Here is a 16,934-nt window from a genome sequence, read left to right on the forward strand (position 1 = left end):
CCGTGAGGTCGGCAACACCCTGGGAGCACCCGCTCCCGGGGTGTTTTTCATTTCTGTTTCGGCCTGGCGCGCTGATCCCGACGCTGCGTTTGCAACGCTGTCACGATCCGTCACTTCAATCCGTGTGGGAGCCTGAACCGCGATGGGGACGGGCCCCCGGGCTGACTGGATCAGACGTCTTCACAGTGTGGTCATGCTCACGCCTTTCCCGGGCTCATCGCCGGTCACGATTTCGGCTCCTGGGTCGCGGGCTTCTGCTCCCTGGCCCGGCCCGACGTGTTCGGATCGGTCGTCCTGATGAGCGCGCCGTTTGCGAGGGCGCCCACCCGCGACGCCCTCGCGGACAGTCCGCGACCGCCCGCGCAGGATCCGATCCACGCCGCTTTGACCGGTCTGCCGCGCCCGCGCGAGCACCATCACCGGGACTTCGCCTCCCCCGCCGCGGCGCCCGACATGGCCGGCAGCCCGACACAGGGCGCCGCGTTCCTGCGCGCCGACTTCCATCACAAGAGCGCCGACCGGCCGGGCAACCCGCCGCATCGGTGCGCTGCGTGGCCCCATGGGTCTGGGCATCGCTGCGATTCCCCCGCATGTCTCGCGCCCGAGAGGTTCGTCGCGCGCCTCCTCCTAACCCGCAGTCACCAACACAACAGGATTTCCCATGGCTGGCCTCAAGGACAAGCGTGGCTTCATCGATAAGGACCGGCTCGATCTGTCGGAACGCAAGGCCGTCGAGTTCTGGATGAAGCGCTGGGGCGTCACCCAGGACCAGCTGACGGCGGCGCATCGGAAGGTCGGCCGGATGACGAAGGACATCGCCGCGGAGCTGGGCAAGAAGCGGTAGGCGCATCTGCGCCCCGACGGGGCAGCGCGTCAGGTCGGGGCGCCGATCGTGAGTTGGAGGCAGCATCCGGCGTCGTAAGCGCGATCCCGCGGGACAAGCGCGACGGCGGCCTACAGGTTCGGGTGCAGCCCACGCACCGGGCTCGCCGCCTCCAGCAGCGCGGCGACGTGCAGGATCGTCGATTCGGCCTGCCAGCTGGCAACGACCTGGACGTTGATCGGCAGTCCCTCGCCGCTCGTCCCGAACCGCATCGACAGGCCGGGCAGGCCGGTGACGTTCAGCGGCACGGTCGCGCCCTGGAGGTAGGTGGCGTCGACGGTCTGCCCGTTGATGACGAAGTGCGTGACGCCGTGCTTGTGGGCCGGGATCGGCAGGACCGGGGTGATCAGCGCGTCGTAGCGCCGGAAGTAGTCGGCGTAGCCGTCCCGCAGCCGCTCCGCCGCCTGCTCGGCCGCGATGTAGTCGTCCATCGACGAGTCCGGGAGCGCCAGCATGGTCCTGGCCATGGTGTAGATCTCGTCCCGGCTCCGGCCCTCCGTCGCCTCCCTGAAGGCCGGCTTCATCTCCATGACGTGCAGCGTGTTGAAGACGTCGAGGGCGAAGTCACGCTCCAGCGCCGGGATGCGCACGGCCTCCACGACGCAGCCCGCGGCCTTGAGGGCCTCGGCCGCCGCCCGGACGGTGGCGGCGACCTCGGGATCGATCGGGCCGAAGCCCGGCTCGACCAGCCAGCCCACCCGGAGCGGACGGCCGGGCGCGGAGCCCAGGCCGGCATCGGCGGCGACGGTGCGGGACGCGTAGCCGTCCTCGCCGTCGGGACCGGACAGGAGCGAGAAGGCCAGCGCGAGGTCCCGGATGGAGCGGGCCATCGGGCCGACATGCCAGAAGCGCCGCGGCGCGCGCGGCCAGATCCCCGTCATCGGCACCCGCCCGTGGGTCGGCTTCAGCGAGACGATCCCGGTCTGCGCGGCCGGGCCCCGGACCGAGATGGCGAGGTCGGTGCCGAGGCCCAGCGGCGACATACCCGCCGCGATGGCCGCCGACTCGCCCCCGCTCGACCCGCCGGGCGTCCGCTCGAGGTCCCAGGGGTTGTTCGAGCGACCGGAGAGCAGGTTGTCGCTCTCGATCCAGTAGGAGAATTCCGGCAGGTTGGTCTTGGCCAGCAGGATCGCCCCGGCGGCCTTGAGGCGGGCGACGCTCGTGGCGTCCGCGGTGGGGATGCGGCCCCGGAAGATCGGCGACCCGCGCTGGGTCGGGACGCCGGCGGTGTCGATCGAATCCTTGACGGTGAACGGCACCCCGTGCAGGGGCCCGATCTCGCCCCCGGCTAGGATCGCGGCTTCGGCCGCGCGGGCGCCGTCGAGCGCCCGCTCCGCCACGGTGACGATGGCGTTGACCTTGGGATCGACGGCCGCGATGCGGTCGAGGTGGGCCTGCATGACCTCCACCGGCGAGACCTGGCGGGTGCGGATCAGCGCGGCGAGCTGGGTCGCGTCCGAGAAGACGATATCGTTTGTCATGGGCCGGTGTCCTTCGCGATGGATGTCGAGGGGGGAGGCTTCTGCCGACGTGCGGGCCTCTGTCGGGCCGGCGGCGTCGCCCCGGGGCCGGTCGCCGCCCGCGCGGATGCGCGGGCGGACGGTGTCCGGGGACGGAGGGCGGTGTCGTCAGCCGTTCGCGAGATGCGCGAGGAGACGCTCGGCGGCCGGCCCGGACGAGGCCGGGTTCTGGCCGGTGATGAGCAGGCCGTCGGCCACCACGTACGGCGCCCAGTCGCCGGCCTTGGAGAACCGGCCGCCGTTCCGGCGCAGCGCGTCCTCGACCAGGAAGGGAACGACCTCGGTGAGGCCGACCGCCTCCTCCTCGGTGTTCGTGAACCCGGTGACGGCCTTGCCCTGGACGAGCGGCGTCCCGTCGAGGGCCTTCGCGTGGCGCAGGACGCCGGGGGCATGGCAGACGAGGGTGACGGGCTTGCCGGCCGCCAGCGTCGTCTCGATCAGCCTGATCGAGACCGGGTCCTCGGCGAGGTCCCAAAGCGGACCGTGGCCGCCCGGATAGAACACGGCGTCGAACCCGTCATGGGAGACGGCATCGAGCCGGGTCGTGGTCTCGAGCGCCGCCAGCGCTTCCTCGTCCGCCTCGAACCGGCGCGTCGCGTCGGTCTGGAACCCGGCTCGCTGCTCTTCGGGTCCAGCGGCGGCCGTCCGCCCCGGGGCGAAGCCAGCACGATCTCGGCGCCGGCATCCTTGAACACGTAGTAGGGCGCGGCGAGCTCTTCCAGCCAGAAACCGGTTTTGCGGCCGGTGTCGCCGAGCTGATCGTGGGAGGTCAGCACCATCAGGATCTTCATTGTCGTTCTCCGTGATCGTTCAGGTCGAAGGGAAGCTTCCGGCAGCCGATCGATCGATCGGCCGGGATTTCACATGGCATGGGGGACGCCGAGGCGGCGTCAGTGCGCCTTCGACGGATCGTCCGCGCGCTGCTCTTGCGCGGATCCCGTCTCCGCCGGCCGAACCTGCGGGTTCACGCGGCGGCCGTCGTCGAGCCTGCTGCCGGCCATGCGGACTGCGCCGATGGTCTCCAGGGTGATCCGCTCCTGCGCCGTGGCCGCGGAGGTGCCGAGCAGGGCGGCGCTCATCAACCCGGCGGTGACGAGGGCGGGGACGGCTGCAGTCTTCGTTCCGTGGGGCATGAGCTCGCTCCTTGCGTGGTGTCCTCGCCTCCGCCAGTTCGGGGAGGCTTCATTGCTCGTTTGAGTAGACCAGTCGTCTAATAGTTTGGCACGAGCAGGCACGGTTCGGCCGCCCGCGCCGTACCTCGGGCTCGCGTCAGGCGAGTCCGAGGATCTGTCGCGTCGTCGTCATCGCGGCCTCGAACGGCGCGTCGGTCCGCACGATCTTCGCCATCAGGCTCGCGCCGAGCCACACGTGATAGAGCGCCTCGGCGGTGGCGTGGGGCGTGCCCTTCACCTTCAAGGAGCCCTCCGCGGCCCCCGCCTCGATCGCCCGCGCCAGCCGTTCGATGATCCCGGCGGTCCCGCCCTTGAGGGCGAGCCGCATGGCCTCGGACAGGTCCGAGACTTCCGCGGCGAGCTTCACCGCCAGGCACTTGCGCTGATAATCGACGCTGCCCTGCGTCGCCTGCCATTTGCGCCAGTAGTTCATCAGGCGCTCGGCGTGGTCCAAGCCGGGCTCGGCGAGCGTCGCATCCAGAGCGGCGAGATACCCCTCGAAGTAATCGGCCAGGAGCGCCTCGCCGAAAGCCTCCTTCGAGCCGAAGTAGTGGTAGAACGATCCCTTCGGGACTCCGGCCGAAGCCAGGATCTCGTTGAGCCCGACCCCGGAAAACCCCTTCGCGCCCACCAGGCCGTAGGCGGTGTCGAGAATCTCCTGCCGGGTGTCGGTATGCGTGTTGAGGCGTGCCATGACGCTGAGATAGCCCTGATTAGACCGGTCGTCTAGTACCTGGGCCCTACTTTTTTAGCCGAGGCTTCGAAAGCCTCCCGGCGAAGCGAATCCGTGGCGGGGCCGCGCTGGCGCAGCACCACGGACATCCGGTCGGCGCTGGTCCGTCTGCACGAGCCGGCCTCAACCTGTGCGACCAAGGCCGCCGGGCAAGGGGGAGGCGGGTCGAAAGACGTGCGCCTCACGCGCCGCGACGGCCCGCCTAGCGGCTCCCGCCCCGTACCCGGCGACCCACGACGATCGCCGCGGTCGCGATGCCGACGAGCAGGAGCATCGGGTGGAGCCCGGTTCGTGCCGAGGCCCGGTTCAAAGCAACTTCCACACCGCCGGCGATATTGACGACGGCCGGCACCACGCGCGTATCCAGGAACATCTTCGGGGCACTGGGTCCCGAAGGTTTCCTCAGCATGTAGTCGTATCCAACGGTCATATTAACCTCTGTTATAAACATAAGATATGGGTGGGTATTATTCGCAAGTGTGTGCGGTTTTCGGGAAACACGGATCGACGGCAGGTGTTTCCTTGTCATTCAGGTTCGGAGTGCGCCTCTTGGAAAAGCCGACGTTCAAGCCCTACCGACGTCCCTCCGGCGGATGGGGATCGGCGTTCTCGGTCGGCAACATCCTGAGGCGTGAGGGCGTCCTGGCGAGTGTCCCGGTCGCGTTGACGCGTCACAACAAGGTCGACGGCTACCAGTGCAACAGCTGCGCCTGGGTGAAGCCGGCAAGCCCGCTCCCGTTCGAGTTCTGTGAGAACGGGGTCAAGGCCGTCGCCTGGGAGCTGACATCCCACCGGTGCACGCCGGACTTCTTCGCCGCCCACACGGTGACCGAACTCCGCGACTGGGACGATTACCATCTCGAACAGACCGGCCGCCTGACGCATCCGCTGCGCTACGATGCGACCAGCGACACCTACGTGCCGGTGTCATGGGGCCATGCGGTCGAGGAGATCGCCCGCGAATTGCGCGCGGTCGAGGACCGCAAGAAGGGAACGGTGTTCTACAGCTCCGGCCGCCTGTCCAACGAGGGAAGCTACCTCTACCAGCTCTTCGCCCGGATCTACGGCAACAACAACCTGCCGGACAGTTCCAACATGTGCCACGAGACGACCTCGGTCGCCTTGCCGGCGAGCATCGGGCAGGCCATCGGCACCGTGGCGCTCGACGACTTCGCCAAGGCCGACTGCCTGCTCTTCTTCGGCCAGAACCCGGGCAGCAACTCGCCGCGCATGCTCCACCCGTTGCAGGAGGCGAGTCGGCGCGGCGTGCCGATCATCACATACAACCCCCTGCGCGAACGCGGGCTCGAGCGCTTCCTGAACCCGCAATCGCCGACGGAAATGCTGACCCGCAAGGACACCCGGATCAGCTCGCAATACCATCAGGTCAAGGCGGGCGGCGACCTCGCGGCGCTCACCGGGATCTGCAAGGCGGTGGTGGCCCTGCACGACGAGGCGCTGACGGCCGGCGGGGCGGCGGTGCTCGATGAAGCCTTCATCAAGGACCACACGCACGGCTTCGAGACCTTCGTGGCCTGGTTGCGGGCACAAGACTGGGACGTGCTCGAGCGCCGCTCGGGGCTGCACCGGGCGGACATGGAATCGACCGCGATGGTCTACAGCCGGTCGCGGACCGTGATCGGCGTCTACGGCATGGGGCTGACCCAGCACCGGGCCGGGGTCGAAACCGTGCAGATGCTGGTGAACCTCTTGATGCTGCGCGGCAATATGGGTCGCGATGGCGCCGGGATCTGCCCGGTGCGCGGGCATTCCAACGTCCAGGGGCAGCGCACGGTCGGGATCACCGAGAAGCCCGAGCTGTTCCCGCTCACGCGGCTCGGCGAGCAGTTCGATTTCGAGCCGCCCCGCGAGCCCGGATACAACACGGTCGAGGCCTGCGAGGCCGTCCTCAAAGGCGATGTCCGGGCCTTCGTGATGCTCGGCGGCAACTTCGTGCGCGCCATCCCCGATCACGGTCAGATGGAGCCGGCCTGGCGCCGGTTGCGCCTGACCGTCAACGTGATCACCAAGCTCAACCGAAGCGCGCTGCTTCCGGGGGAGATCAGCTACATCCTGCCGGTGATCGGGCGACTGGAGATCGATGAGACCGCGGCCGGCCAGCAGGTCCTCTCCATGGAGGACACCTCGGCCTGCGTCCACGGCAACCGCGGCCTGCGCAAGCCCGCCTCGCCGCACCTGATCAGCGAGATCCGCCTGATCTGCGAACTCGCCCTCAAGGTGCTCGATCCGAACCCGCGGGTGCGGTGGACGGATTACATGACCGACTACGCCGAGATCCGCCGGGAGATCAGCGCGACGCTGCCGGATTCGTTCTGGGACTACGAGCGGCGCATGTGGGAGCCCGGCGGCTTCCAGCGCGACCTGCCGGTGAAGCGGCGCGAGTGGCGCACCGATACGGGCCGGGCCAATTTCGTCACGCCGGGCGGGCTAGACGAGGATGCGGACATGCCCGATGTCGGGCACGACGTGCTGCGCCTGATGACGCTGCGCAGCAACGACCAGTTCAACACCACGGTCTACGGCTACGATGACCGGTTCCGCGGCATCAACAACACCCGCAAGGTGGTGCTGATGAACCGCTCGGACATCGACCGCCTGGGTTTGAAGGTCGGGCAGGCCGTGACGCTGAAGACATGCGCCGACGACGGCGTCGACCGTCGGCTCGCCGGCATGCTCGTCGTCGCCTACGACGTCCCGATCGGGTGCATCGGCGGGTACTACCCGGAATGCAACGTCCTGATGCCGATCTGGCACTATGCCGTCGGCAGCAAGACGCCCGCGGCCAAGACCGTCCCGGTCACCGTGCACCCGGAAGGCGACCGCGTGCTGGAACCGCAGCTGGCGGACGCCGCAGGCTAGCGCATCGTCCCGAAAGGTGGCCACCGGCTTTCGGAAAGAGACGATGCGGATCGGGAAGGTCGCGCATCGTCCTGGACGACAGGAACCGCGCCCCGGCGGCCTCACCCACGCTCTCATGGCGAGATCCGACCGGCGCGCCCGGCCCGATCCCGCCCGGCGCGGGTCGCACTCAGACGACTTGAAGGCCGAGCCGTCCGCAGATCCAGTCCTGCGCCGCCTCAATGTCGGCGAATGTCGGCGGGCACGGATCGTCCACCACGCCGAACCCGGCCTCGAGGAACCACTTGCCGGCATCGGCCTCGTGCAGGTCCGAGAGCCGCACGAGGACCGCGACGAGGAAGCCTTCGTGAAAGACGAGCTGGCTCTCCTGATCCTCGCTCCCGGTGCCGACCTGCACGGGTTGAAGGCGTAGGCTCATGCCGCGTCCCTCCCCCCGAGATGCAGATAGTTCGGCTTGAACTCGGCGAACGCCTCCAGGCCCGCGAGATCCGAGATCGTCACCTGCTGCCCCGAGAACGCGATCAGGCCGCGCCGCTGCAGGTTGATCAGGACGCGGTTGACGTGCACGGCGGCCAGCCCGGTGGTGTCGGCCAGGTCATCCTGGGTGACCGGAAGCGCGTAGCTCTGGCCCTGGCCGGCCGTGCGGCCGACGGCGCGCAGCCGCAACAGCAATTCGCAGAGCAGATGCGCGATGCGCTCGTCCGCGGAGCGGCGGCCGATGTTGACCAGCCATTCGCGCAGGGTCGCCTCGTCCACCAGGGTCGCCAGCCGCAGGGCGTGAGTGATGCCGGGATGGCGTTCGAGCAGGGCCTGGATGGTGAGGAGGTCGATCCGCACCACGTGACACGTGGAGAGCGTGCCGATCGCATGGTCCATGGCCTTCAGCAGCGCCACGTCGAGGTCGCAGTAATCGCCCGGAACCAGGTAGGCCATGATCTGGCGCGCGCCGCTCGCCCGGAGCTTGTAGCGGCAGGCGATGCCGTCGAGGATCAGGTAGACGCCGTCCGGTTTGTCGCCCTCCCGGATCAGGGCGGTCCCGGGCTCGATGACCTGCGGGTTCGCGCTGATCCGCTGCAGCACGTCCTTGTCCTCCGCCGAGAGCTTGGCCAGGCTCTCGAGCTTCGCGATCAGAGGATTGTTCGTTGCCCCGGCGGGAGGCTTCGCACCGCCACCGGTATTCGTCCTATCGTCGTCCTGCATCGCCTCTCACCTGGGTCACGCACGGGGAATACGATCCCGTATTCGCCATCCGGCGGGGGCTGTTTAGATCAGCGCTTCGTGCATCGATACCCTGTCCAACGGTCGCAATACAAAGCGTCGGATATCGCACACGGGGTGCGGGCCGAGCGGCCCTGTCCGCCGCAGATCGCCTGATCCGCGACGGATGCATGCGGGCATGCGCCCGCTCGACTCTGCGACCCCTTGCACGGCCATTCCACCCCTGCATCGCCTGCTTCAGCGCCACGGGCGGACATGTCGGCGCCACGGAGCCGATGTGCAGAATAGGCGCCAATTCGCCGGCCGAATCTAAACCAGGATATTTTTCGGTTCGATTTTCAGAGGTAAGTTGAACAAATCGAAGGCTCTTTCAGCAGCATAGCGCCTGCTGTGTCAGGTTGTCGACTGCAGCCGATTGCCGGTCCCGCGGGTGTGGGGCGCGATCTACTGTAACCGGGGCTTCTTCTGCGAAGCTTCGATCCACCGAATTGGACCTGTGCCGGACCGCATCCCCGCTTGGGCGTGCGAGCATGGAGGCAGCGCGTTTGAGAGAGACCGTCCTCATCACCGGCGGCGCCGGTTTCATCGGATCCCATCTGGCGCGCGCGCTGCTGACCCGCAACTACAGGGTCCGTGTCCTCGACAGCCTGATCGAGCAGGTTCACGGGACGGAAGCAGAACCGAAACGGTTGCCGCACGAGGTCGAGTTCATCGAGGGCGACGTCCGCGACGCAGCCGCTTTGATACGAGCCCTGGACGGTGTGGGCGCGATCGTACACCTCGCCGCCGAGGTCGGCGTCGGCCAGAGCATGTACGCGGTCGAGCGGTACGTCTCGGTCAACGATTGCGGCACCGCCGCACTGTTCCAGCAGCTCATCGACCGGCCGGTGCGACGCGTGGTCGTCGCCTCCTCGATGAGCATCTACGGCGAGGGTCTCTACCGGGCCGGGGACGGCAGCATCGTCCAGGACGCGGTGCGCGGGCCGAGGCGCCCGGGCGAGCCCTGGGACCCGGTGGATGCGCAAGGGCATCCGCTCGTGCCCGTGCCGACCCCCGAGTGGAAGGCCCCGACCCTGGCGTCGGTCTACGCCCTGACCAAGTACGTGCAGGAGCGCCTGACCCTGACGCTCAGCCCGGTCTACGGCATGGAAGGCGTCGCCCTGCGGCTCTGGAACGTCTACGGGCCGGGGCAGGCGCTCTCGAACCCCTACACGGGCGTCCTCGCGATCTTCGCCGCGCGGCTGCACAACGGGCAGCCGCCGATGATCTTCGAGGACGGCGAGCAGCGCCGCGACTTCGTCCATGTCGAGGACGTGGCCGAGGCCTTCGTGCTGGCGCTCGAGCACCCGCGGGCACCCGGGAACGTCTACAATGTCGGGAGCGGCCGGGACCGGTCGGTCCGCGAGGTCGCCGAGATCCTCGCGCGGGCCATGGGCAAGCCGCATCTCGCGCCGGAGATCATCGCCCAGGCCCGGACGGGCGACATCCGGCACTGCATCGCCGACATCGGTCGAATCCAGCGGGACCTGGGCTTCGCCCCGCAGCGCGATTTCGCCGACGGGGTCGCCGAACTGGCGGCCTGGGTCGCCGAGCAGCAGGCCGTCGACCGCGTGACCGAGGCCCGCCGGGAACTCGAAGCCCGGGGGCTCGTCGCGTGACGGCGGCCCGCCCCCGCCCGCCGGGCGACCCGGCCGGCTGCAGCGTCCTGATCACCGGCGGCGCCGGCTTCATCGGTGCGAACCTCGCCGACAGCCTGGCCTCGGCCGGACACCGCGTCGTCGTCCTCGACACCCTGGCGCGCCCGGGCGTCGCGGCGAACCTGGCCTGGCTGGTAGAGCGCCATCCCGCCGCTCTGACGGCGGTGACCGGCGACGTTCGCGATGCGGACCTGGTCGCGGATTGCGTGGCCGAGGCGGATGTCGTCTTCCACCTCGCGGCCCAGGTCGCCGTGACCACGAGCCTCGTCGCGCCGCGAGAGGATTTCACGGTCAATCTCGGCGGCACGATCACGGTGCTCGAAGCCGCGCGCGCGCGGCGGGTGCCTTTCGTCTTCGCGTCGACCAACAAGGTCTACGGCAACCTGCCCGATCTGCCGCTGACCGCCGCGAACGACGCCTACGTCCCCGCCGATCCCGAGATCAGGCGCTGGGGCATCGCGGAGCGCCAGCCCCTCGATTTCCACACGCCCTACGGCTGCTCGAAGGGTGGCGCCGACCAGTACGTCCTCGACTACGCCCGCAGCTTCGGCATCCCGACCGCGGTCCTGCGGATGAGCTGCATCTATGGCCCGCGCCAGATGGGCACCGAGGACCAGGGCTGGGTCGCACATTTCCTGATCAGCGCCCTCGCGGGCCGGCCCATCAGCATCTACGGGGACGGGCGGCAGGTCCGCGACATCCTGCACGTCTCGGACGCGGTCGCGGCCTACCGGGCGGCCTGGGCGCGGATCGAGAGCATCGCCGGCCAGGCCTTCAACCTCGGCGGCGGTCCGGACAATGCCGTGAGCCTGCGCCAGGTCCTCGCCCATATCGAGACGCTCGTGGGGCGCCCGGTCGATCACCGCTTCTCGGAGTGGCGCGCCGGCGACCAGCGCTACTATGTGTCCGACACGCGCCGCGCCGCCGCGATCCTCGGCCTTCCGGCCCCGATGCCGTGGCGGCAGGGCGTGGCCGATCTCGCTGCCTGGCTCACCCATGAACGGGACGGCGGCGCGACCCACGGCCTGCGCGATCGGGACAGGCCTCTGATGGGAGCGGCCGGATGAAGGTCGCCCTCGTCAATCCCGCCTGGGATTACCGCAACAGCATCTATTTCGGCTGCCGCGAGCCCCATCTCGCGCTCGAACTCGGCTACAGCGCCGCGCTCCTGACCGCCGCGGGCCACGACGTGCTGATGCTCGATGCGCACCTCTGCCGGCTCACGCACGCGCAGGCCGCCGAGAAGGTCGCGGCGTTCGGCGCCGACATGACCGTGGTGACGACCGCGCCGACCTACCTGTTCTGGCGCTGCGCCCCACCGGAATTGCGGGTGCCGCGCGCCTTCCTGGACGCCCTCGCCGGGCGCGGAGGCCGCACGGTCGCGGTCGGACCGCACGGCTCGGCGACCCCGCGCCCGACCCTGGAGAAGCTCGACGTCGACGCGGTCGTGCGCGGAGAGTGCGAGGAGATCGTCCTGCGTCTCGCACAGGCGCAGGAGCTCCGGAGCGTGCCGTCGATCGCCTACCGCGACGACGACGGCGTGCGGATTACCGGGGGCCCGCACGCGGCCCGGTTCAGCGATGCCCCGGCACTGCGCTGGCCGGCGGAGTGGATCGCGCGCCACACCCACCACCACCACCGCTTCGACCGGGAGCCCGACGGTCCCGGCGCCGAGGTCGAGGCCTCGCGAGGCTGCCCGTATACCTGCAGTTTCTGCGCGAAGATCGACTTTCGCGACGCGTATCGCCGGCGCGATCTCGAACCCGTCCTCGCCGAGATCGACGGGCTGATCGCCCAGGGCGTCACCTACGTCTACTTCATCGACGAGATCTTCCTGCCCCAGAAGCCGCTCCTCGAAGCCCTGGTCGCGCGCGACCTGCGCTTCGGCATCCAGACCCGGATCGACCTGTGGAAGCCGGACATGCTGGATCTGCTCGGGGCGGCCGGATGCGTCTCGATCGAGGCCGGCATCGAGAGCCTGACGGTCGAGGGCCGGGCCGCCCTCGACAAGAAGTGCCGCGCCACCACCGACGAACTCGCAGAGCGGCTGATCCACGCCCGCAGGACCGTGCCGTTCGTGCAGGCGAACCTGATCAAGGTCGCGGGCGACGACCCCGCGATGGTGGCGCAGTGGCGCGATCGCCTGCGCGGGCGGGGCGTCTGGGCGAACGATCCCGTGCCGCTCTACCCCTATCCCAGCTCCCCCGATTACCGGCGCCTCTGGGGCGAGCCGGACGATGCGGCCTGGGAGCGGGCGCACGCCCATTACCTCGGCCTCTTCGACGCGTTCAGCGACATCCAGGACGAGCGGCCGCTGACGCTTCGCGAACTGGAGGCGGCATGCGGACGGACCTGACGCGGCAGCGCTTCCACGTCCTGATGACCGCCGACGCCGTCGGCGGCGTCTGGTCCTACGCGGTCGACCTCGCCGGGGGGCTCGTCGAAGCCGGTGTCGGCGTGACGCTCGCCGTGCTCGGTCCGGACCCGTCCGCGGCGCAGGCCGCACGTGCCGAAGCCGCCGGGTGCCGCCTCGTCAGGACCGGGCTGCCCCTCGACTGGATGGCGACGGATCCCGGCGCGGTGACGGGGGCCGGCGAAGCGTTGGCGCGGACGGCCCGCGCGGTCGGGGCCGATCTCGTCCACCTGCACAGCCCCGCCTTCGCGGCGGCTGCGGACTTCCCGGTGCCCGTCGTCGCGGTCTGCCATTCCTGCGTAGCGACCTGGTGGGCGGCGGCCGGGACCGGGCCGCTCCCCGGGGATCTGGCGTGGCGGGCGGAACTCGTCGCTCGCGGGTGCCGCCGCGCCGACGCGCTCCTGGCTCCGAGCCGGGCGTTCGCCGACGCGACGGCCCGCGCCTACGGTCTGTCCCGGCCGCCGAGGGCCGTCCACAACGGTCGGCGGCAGCTGGCCCCTGTCCTGGCTTCCGTCGCTTCCCCCGGCACCGATCCGGTGCCCTTCGCCTTCACGGCCGGCCGGTTGTGGGACCGGGCCAAGAACTGCGCCGGTCTCGACCGCGTCGCGGCCAGGACCGCCCTGCCGGTGCGGGCGGCCGGTCCGGTGACGGGCCCCAACGGCGAGCGCGTCCGGCCGGTCCACCTCACGGTTCTGGGCGAACTCGACGAGGCCGGCATCGCGGCGGAACTCTCCGGGCGACCGATCTTCGTCTCGCTGGCCCGCTACGAGCCGTTCGGCCTCGCCGTCCTGGAGGCGGCCCAGGCCGGCTGTGCCCTCGTGCTGTCGGACCTGCCGACCTTCCGGGAAGTGTGGGCGGATGCCGCCCTGTTCGTCGAGGCCGACGACGCGGACGCGGTCGCCGGCCTGCTGGATGGCCTCGCGGCCGACCCGGACCGGCGTGCGCGCCTCGGGCGGGCGGCGCAGGAACGGGCGGGTCGCTACACGGTCGCCGCCGCGACGGCTTCCGTCCTCGACGTGTTCGAGGCGCTCCGCGCCGGCCCCGGGATTCGCGCCGCCCGACAGGGAGCGGCCGCATGAGGATCGCCTACTTCACCCACTCGCTCGCCGCGTGCTGGAACCACGGCAACGCCCATTTCCTGCGCGGCGTCCTCCGCGAGCTGATCCGGCGCGGGCACGAGGTCCAGTCGTTCGAGCCCCGCGGGGCCTGGAGCCTGGCGAACCTCATGCGCGACCACGGCGAGGCGGGGCTTGCGCCGTTCCGGGCCGCCTACCCGGAGCTGCAGGCCGAGATCTACGACGCGATCGAGCCGGCGGTGGAGCGTGCCGCGCGGGCCGACCTCGTCATCGTGCACGAGTGGAACGCGCCCGCCCTCGTCGCGGCGCTCGGCGCGGCCCGCAAGCGCGGCGCGTTCGACACGCTTCTGTTCCACGACACGCATCACCGGGCGGTCAGCGAGCCGGAGACGATGCGGCGCTTCGATCTGTCGGGCTACGACGGCGTGCTGGCCTTCGGCGAAGCCCTGGCCGCGGTGTATCGCGATTGGGGCTGGGGCGACCGGGTCTTCGTCTGGCACGAGGCCGCCGATATCCGGCTGTTCCATCCGCCGATCGTGGAGGGCCCGCGGCAGGGTCTGGTCTGGATCGGCAACTGGGGCGACGACGAGCGCGGCGCCGAGCTGGAGAGCTTCCTGTTCGGGCCCGCGCAGGCGGTGGGCCTGCCCCTCGACGTCTACGGCGTTCGCTATCCCGAGGCCGCCCTGGCGACTCTCGCCCGCTACGGCGCGCGCTATCACGGCTGGGCCGCCAACGCGGCCGCCCCGGCGCTGTTCGCCCGTCACAGCGCCACCGTGCACGTGCCGCGCCGCTTCTACGTGGAGCGGCTGCCCGGCATTCCGACCATCCGGGTGTTCGAGGCGCTGGCCTGCGGCATCCCCCTGGTCTGTTCGCCCTGGGAGGATGCCGAGCGCCTGTTCCGGCCGGGCATGGATTACCTCGTCGCCCGCAGCGGCGCGGAGATGGAGCGCGCCCTGCGCGCCCTGCGCGACGATGCCGAACTGCGGCGCAGCCTCGTCCAGAACGGGCTCGCGGTGATCCGAGCCCGTCATACCTGCGGCCACCGGGCCGAGGAGCTTCTGCGTGTCGTCCAGCGGCTGCGCGCCCCAACCCTGCAGGAGAGGTGCGCATGAGGATCGCTTTCTACGGATCGAGCCTGCTCTCCTCCTACTGGAACGGCGCGGCCACGTATTACCGCGGCCTGCTGCGGGACCTCGCGGCGCGCGGCCACCGCATCACCTTCTACGAGCCGGACGCCTACGACCGGCAGAAGCACCGCGACATCGACCCGCCGCCCTACGCCGACGTGCGCGTGTATGCCGCGACGCCGGAGGCGATGCGCGCCGTCGTGGCGGAGGCGGCCCAGGCGGACGTGGTCGTGAAGGCGAGCGGCGTCGGCGTGTTCGACGACGCGTTGCTGGCCGGCCTCGTCGCGGCCTCCCGTCCCGACGCGATCCGCATCTTCTGGGATGTCGACGCCCCCGCGACCCTCGCCGAGATCGCGCAGGATCCGGGGCACGCCCTGCGCCGCGCGATGCCGGCGCTGGACCTTGTCCTCACCTATGGCGGCGGTCCGCCGGTGATCGCCGCGTACGAGGGCCTCGGCGCGGCGCGCTGCATCCCGATCTACAACGCGCTCGATCCCGACACCCATCACCCGGTTCCGGCCGATCCGCGCTTCGCGGCCGACCTCGCCTTCCTGGGCAACCGCCTGCCGGACCGGGAGGCGCGCGTGGAGACGTTCTTCCTCGGCGCCGCGGCGCGGCTGCCGGATCGGTCCTTCCTGATCGGCGGCAACGGCTGGGACGGCAAGGCCATGCCGGCCAACGTCCGCGCGCTCGGGCACGTCTACACGCGCGAGCACAACGCCTTCAACACGACGCCGCGCGCGGTGCTCAACATCGCCCGCGACAGCATGGCGGCGGTGGGCTTCTCGCCCGCGACCCGCGTGTTCGAGGCGGCGGGCGCCGGCGCCTGCCTGATCACCGACGCCTGGACCGGGCTCGAGCTGTTCCTCCGGGACGGCGCGGAGGTTCTGGTCGCCCGCGACGGCCAGGACGTCGCCGACCACGTGGCCGGGCTGACCCCCGAGCGCGCGCGTTCGATCGGAGCCGCCGCCCGCGCCCGGATCACCCGCGAACACACCTACGCGCATCGGGGCGCGGAGGTCGACGCGATCCTGCGCGCGGTCTGCGCGCGCAAGCGCGAACGGAGCGTCGCGTGACCGGCGCCCCGCTCCGTCTCGTCGTCCTCGGGCTCAGCCTGTCCTCGTCCTGGGGCAACGGCCACGCCACCACCTACCGGGCGCTCCTGAAGGCCTTCGCCCGGCGCGGGCACGCGATCCTGTTCCTGGAGCGCGAGTTGCCCTGGTACGCCGAGCACCGCGATCTGACGGCCCCGGATTATTGCGACCTCGCCTTCTACCGCGATCTCGCGGATCTCGAACGGTTCCGCGACCGGATCGCCGCCGCCGACGCGGTGATCGTGGGCTCCTACGTGCCGGAGGGCGCCGCGGTCGGCCGGCGCGTCCGCGCCTGGACCCGATCGGTCTGCGCCTTCTACGACATCGACACGCCCGTCACCCTGGCGAAGCTCGAGGCCCGTGACCACGGGTATCTCACGCCCGACCTGATCCGCGCCTACGACCTCTACCTATCCTTCACCGGCGGTCCGACCCTGCGCCGGATCGAGGCGCGCTACGGCTCGCCCGCGGCGCGCCAGCTCTATTGCTCGGTCGATCCCGAAGCATATCCGGCGCTGGCGCGGGACGCGCGCTGGGACCTCTCCTATCTCGGGACCTACAGCCCGGATCGGCAGCCGACCCTGACGCGGCTCCTCGTGGACGCGGCCCGGCAGGCCCCGCACCTGCGCTTCGTGGTGGCGGGCCCGCAATATCCCGACGCCGTGGACTGGCCGCGCAACGTCGAGCGGATCGAACACGTCGCGCCGCAGGATCACCCGGCCTTCTACGCGGCGAGCCGTTACACGCTGAACGTGACCCGGGCCGACATGATCCGAGCCGGTTACAGCCCGAGCGTCCGCCTGTTCGAAGCCGCCGCCTGCGGCACGCCGATCCTCACCGACCGCTGGGACGGCCTGGAGACCGTGCTGGCTCCGGGGCGCGAGATCCTGCCGGTCGAGACCGCCGGGGAGGTCCTGGGCCTGCTCGAAGGGCAGCCCGAGACCGAGCGCCGGAGGCTCGCGGACGCCGCGCGCGCCCGGGTTCTCGCGCGCCACAGCGCCGGGCACCGGGCCGCGGAACTCGAGGCCCACCTGCGCGAAGCCGCCGGCCGCCGCGGGAACATCGCAGCGCGACCAGTACTTGGCGAAATGTCGCCGATGGTCTGATCAATAGAGATTGGT

General features: G+C 70.4%; 15 protein-coding genes and 1 pseudogene. 9 read left to right on the top strand and 7 right to left on the bottom strand.

Going from position 1 to position 16,934, the window contains the following annotated elements:
* Positions 1-661 precede the first annotated feature (661 nt).
* Positions 662-844, top strand: coding sequence for a DUF3606 domain-containing protein (locus AC0IY0_RS15570; protein WP_003600567.1), 183 nt, complete (start codon positions 662-664; stop codon positions 842-844).
* Positions 845-954: 110 nt separating this feature from the next.
* Here AC0IY0_RS15570 and AC0IY0_RS15575 read toward each other — a convergent pair whose 3' ends face one another.
* The 5 genes and pseudogenes from AC0IY0_RS15575 to AC0IY0_RS15595 all read right to left on the bottom strand — a co-directional run bounded on the left by AC0IY0_RS15575 (position 955) and on the right by AC0IY0_RS15595 (position 4,681).
* Positions 955-2,364, bottom strand: coding sequence for an amidase (locus AC0IY0_RS15575; protein WP_147910856.1), 1,410 nt, complete (start codon positions 2,362-2,364; stop codon positions 955-957).
* A 147-nt stretch (positions 2,365-2,511) separates the two neighbouring features.
* Positions 2,512-3,194: pseudogene (locus tag AC0IY0_RS15580) on the bottom strand (type 1 glutamine amidotransferase domain-containing protein).
* Between the two features lie 99 nt (positions 3,195-3,293).
* Positions 3,294-3,536: a hypothetical protein gene (locus tag AC0IY0_RS15585; RefSeq protein ID WP_471764481.1), complete on the bottom strand. Its 243-nt coding sequence runs from the start codon at positions 3,534-3,536 to the stop codon at positions 3,294-3,296.
* A 136-nt stretch (positions 3,537-3,672) separates the two neighbouring features.
* On the bottom strand, positions 3,673-4,269 hold the full coding sequence (locus tag AC0IY0_RS15590) for a TetR/AcrR family transcriptional regulator (protein WP_471764483.1): 597 nt from the start codon (positions 4,267-4,269) through the stop codon (positions 3,673-3,675).
* 241 nt (positions 4,270-4,510) lie between these two features.
* Positions 4,511-4,681 (bottom strand): hypothetical protein, encoded by a 171-nt coding sequence (locus AC0IY0_RS15595; RefSeq protein WP_246692700.1) that lies wholly within the window; start codon positions 4,679-4,681, stop codon positions 4,511-4,513.
* Positions 4,682-4,857: 176 nt separating this feature from the next.
* Between AC0IY0_RS15595 and AC0IY0_RS15600 the strand changes: the two genes are divergently transcribed.
* A complete protein-coding gene (locus tag AC0IY0_RS15600) occupies positions 4,858-7,188 on the top strand; it encodes an FdhF/YdeP family oxidoreductase (protein ID WP_246692046.1) in 2,331 nt (776 codons plus the stop codon).
* Positions 7,189-7,357: 169 nt separating this feature from the next.
* On the opposite strand, the gene AC0IY0_RS15605 is transcribed toward AC0IY0_RS15600, so the two are convergent.
* Both AC0IY0_RS15605 and AC0IY0_RS15610 read right to left on the bottom strand, forming a co-directional pair.
* Positions 7,358-7,606 (bottom strand): hypothetical protein, encoded by a 249-nt coding sequence (locus AC0IY0_RS15605; RefSeq protein WP_147908051.1) that lies wholly within the window; start codon positions 7,604-7,606, stop codon positions 7,358-7,360.
* Entirely contained in the window at positions 7,603-8,388 is a 786-nt protein-coding gene (locus tag AC0IY0_RS15610; RefSeq protein ID WP_471764486.1) for a Crp/Fnr family transcriptional regulator, read from the bottom strand. Before AC0IY0_RS15610 ends, AC0IY0_RS15605 begins: the two co-directional genes overlap by 4 nt.
* Positions 8,389-8,936: 548 nt before the next feature.
* Here AC0IY0_RS15610 and AC0IY0_RS15615 point away from each other — a divergent pair.
* The 7 genes from AC0IY0_RS15615 to AC0IY0_RS15645 are packed head-to-tail and all read left to right on the top strand — an operon-like array spanning position 8,937 to position 16,919.
* A complete protein-coding gene (locus AC0IY0_RS15615) occupies positions 8,937-10,064 on the top strand; it encodes an SDR family NAD(P)-dependent oxidoreductase (RefSeq protein WP_419830972.1) in 1,128 nt (375 codons plus the stop codon).
* The gene (locus AC0IY0_RS15620; RefSeq protein WP_471764488.1) at positions 10,061-11,170 is read left to right on the top strand and encodes an SDR family NAD(P)-dependent oxidoreductase; all 1,110 of its coding nucleotides are present in this window, start codon (positions 10,061-10,063) and stop codon (positions 11,168-11,170) included. Before AC0IY0_RS15615 ends, AC0IY0_RS15620 begins: the two co-directional genes overlap by 4 nt.
* Positions 11,167-12,459: a TIGR04295 family B12-binding domain-containing radical SAM protein gene (locus tag AC0IY0_RS15625; protein WP_147908054.1), complete on the top strand. Its 1,293-nt coding sequence runs from the start codon at positions 11,167-11,169 to the stop codon at positions 12,457-12,459. Before AC0IY0_RS15620 ends, AC0IY0_RS15625 begins: the two co-directional genes overlap by 4 nt.
* Positions 12,444-13,595, top strand: coding sequence for a glycosyltransferase family 4 protein (locus AC0IY0_RS15630; protein ID WP_471764490.1), 1,152 nt, complete (start codon positions 12,444-12,446; stop codon positions 13,593-13,595). Before AC0IY0_RS15625 ends, AC0IY0_RS15630 begins: the two co-directional genes overlap by 16 nt.
* Positions 13,592-14,704 carry a CgeB family protein gene (locus tag AC0IY0_RS15635; protein WP_471764492.1) on the top strand — a complete coding sequence of 371 codons (1,113 nt, stop codon included), beginning with the start codon at positions 13,592-13,594 and terminating at the stop codon, positions 14,702-14,704. Before AC0IY0_RS15630 ends, AC0IY0_RS15635 begins: the two co-directional genes overlap by 4 nt.
* Positions 14,701-15,795 carry a CgeB family protein gene (locus AC0IY0_RS15640; RefSeq protein WP_471764494.1) on the top strand — a complete coding sequence of 365 codons (1,095 nt, stop codon included), beginning with the start codon at positions 14,701-14,703 and terminating at the stop codon, positions 15,793-15,795. The genes AC0IY0_RS15635 and AC0IY0_RS15640 overlap by 4 nt, the downstream gene beginning before the upstream one ends.
* Positions 15,792-16,919, top strand: coding sequence for a CgeB family protein (locus AC0IY0_RS15645; protein WP_471764496.1), 1,128 nt, complete (start codon positions 15,792-15,794; stop codon positions 16,917-16,919). The genes AC0IY0_RS15640 and AC0IY0_RS15645 overlap by 4 nt, the downstream gene beginning before the upstream one ends.
* Positions 16,920-16,934 lie beyond the last annotated feature (15 nt).

It is taken from the genome of Methylobacterium sp. AC315 (assembly GCF_979253755.1).

Excerpts from the sequence above, each read along its gene's own strand:
- AC0IY0_RS15630 (WP_471764490.1), top strand. The coding sequence starts at position 12,444 with ATGCGGACGGACCTGACGCGGCAGCGCTTCCACGTCCTGATGACCGCC.
- AC0IY0_RS15610 (WP_471764486.1), bottom strand. The coding sequence starts at position 8,388 with ATGCAGGACGACGATAGGACGAATACCGGTGGCGGTGCGAAGCCTCCC.
- AC0IY0_RS15585 (WP_471764481.1), bottom strand. The coding sequence starts at position 3,536 with ATGCCCCACGGAACGAAGACTGCAGCCGTCCCCGCCCTCGTCACCGCC.
- AC0IY0_RS15635 (WP_471764492.1), top strand. The coding sequence starts at position 13,592 with ATGAGGATCGCCTACTTCACCCACTCGCTCGCCGCGTGCTGGAACCAC.
- AC0IY0_RS15590 (WP_471764483.1), bottom strand. The coding sequence starts at position 4,269 with ATGGCACGCCTCAACACGCATACCGACACCCGGCAGGAGATTCTCGAC.
- AC0IY0_RS15605 (WP_147908051.1), bottom strand. The coding sequence starts at position 7,606 with ATGAGCCTACGCCTTCAACCCGTGCAGGTCGGCACCGGGAGCGAGGAT.
- AC0IY0_RS15640 (WP_471764494.1), top strand. The coding sequence starts at position 14,701 with ATGAGGATCGCTTTCTACGGATCGAGCCTGCTCTCCTCCTACTGGAAC.
- AC0IY0_RS15575 (WP_147910856.1), bottom strand. The coding sequence starts at position 2,364 with ATGACAAACGATATCGTCTTCTCGGACGCGACCCAGCTCGCCGCGCTG.
- AC0IY0_RS15595 (WP_246692700.1), bottom strand. The coding sequence starts at position 4,681 with ATGTTCCTGGATACGCGCGTGGTGCCGGCCGTCGTCAATATCGCCGGC.
- AC0IY0_RS15615 (WP_419830972.1), top strand. The coding sequence starts at position 8,937 with ATGGAGGCAGCGCGTTTGAGAGAGACCGTCCTCATCACCGGCGGCGCC.
- AC0IY0_RS15625 (WP_147908054.1), top strand. The coding sequence starts at position 11,167 with ATGAAGGTCGCCCTCGTCAATCCCGCCTGGGATTACCGCAACAGCATC.
- AC0IY0_RS15570 (WP_003600567.1), top strand. The coding sequence starts at position 662 with ATGGCTGGCCTCAAGGACAAGCGTGGCTTCATCGATAAGGACCGGCTC.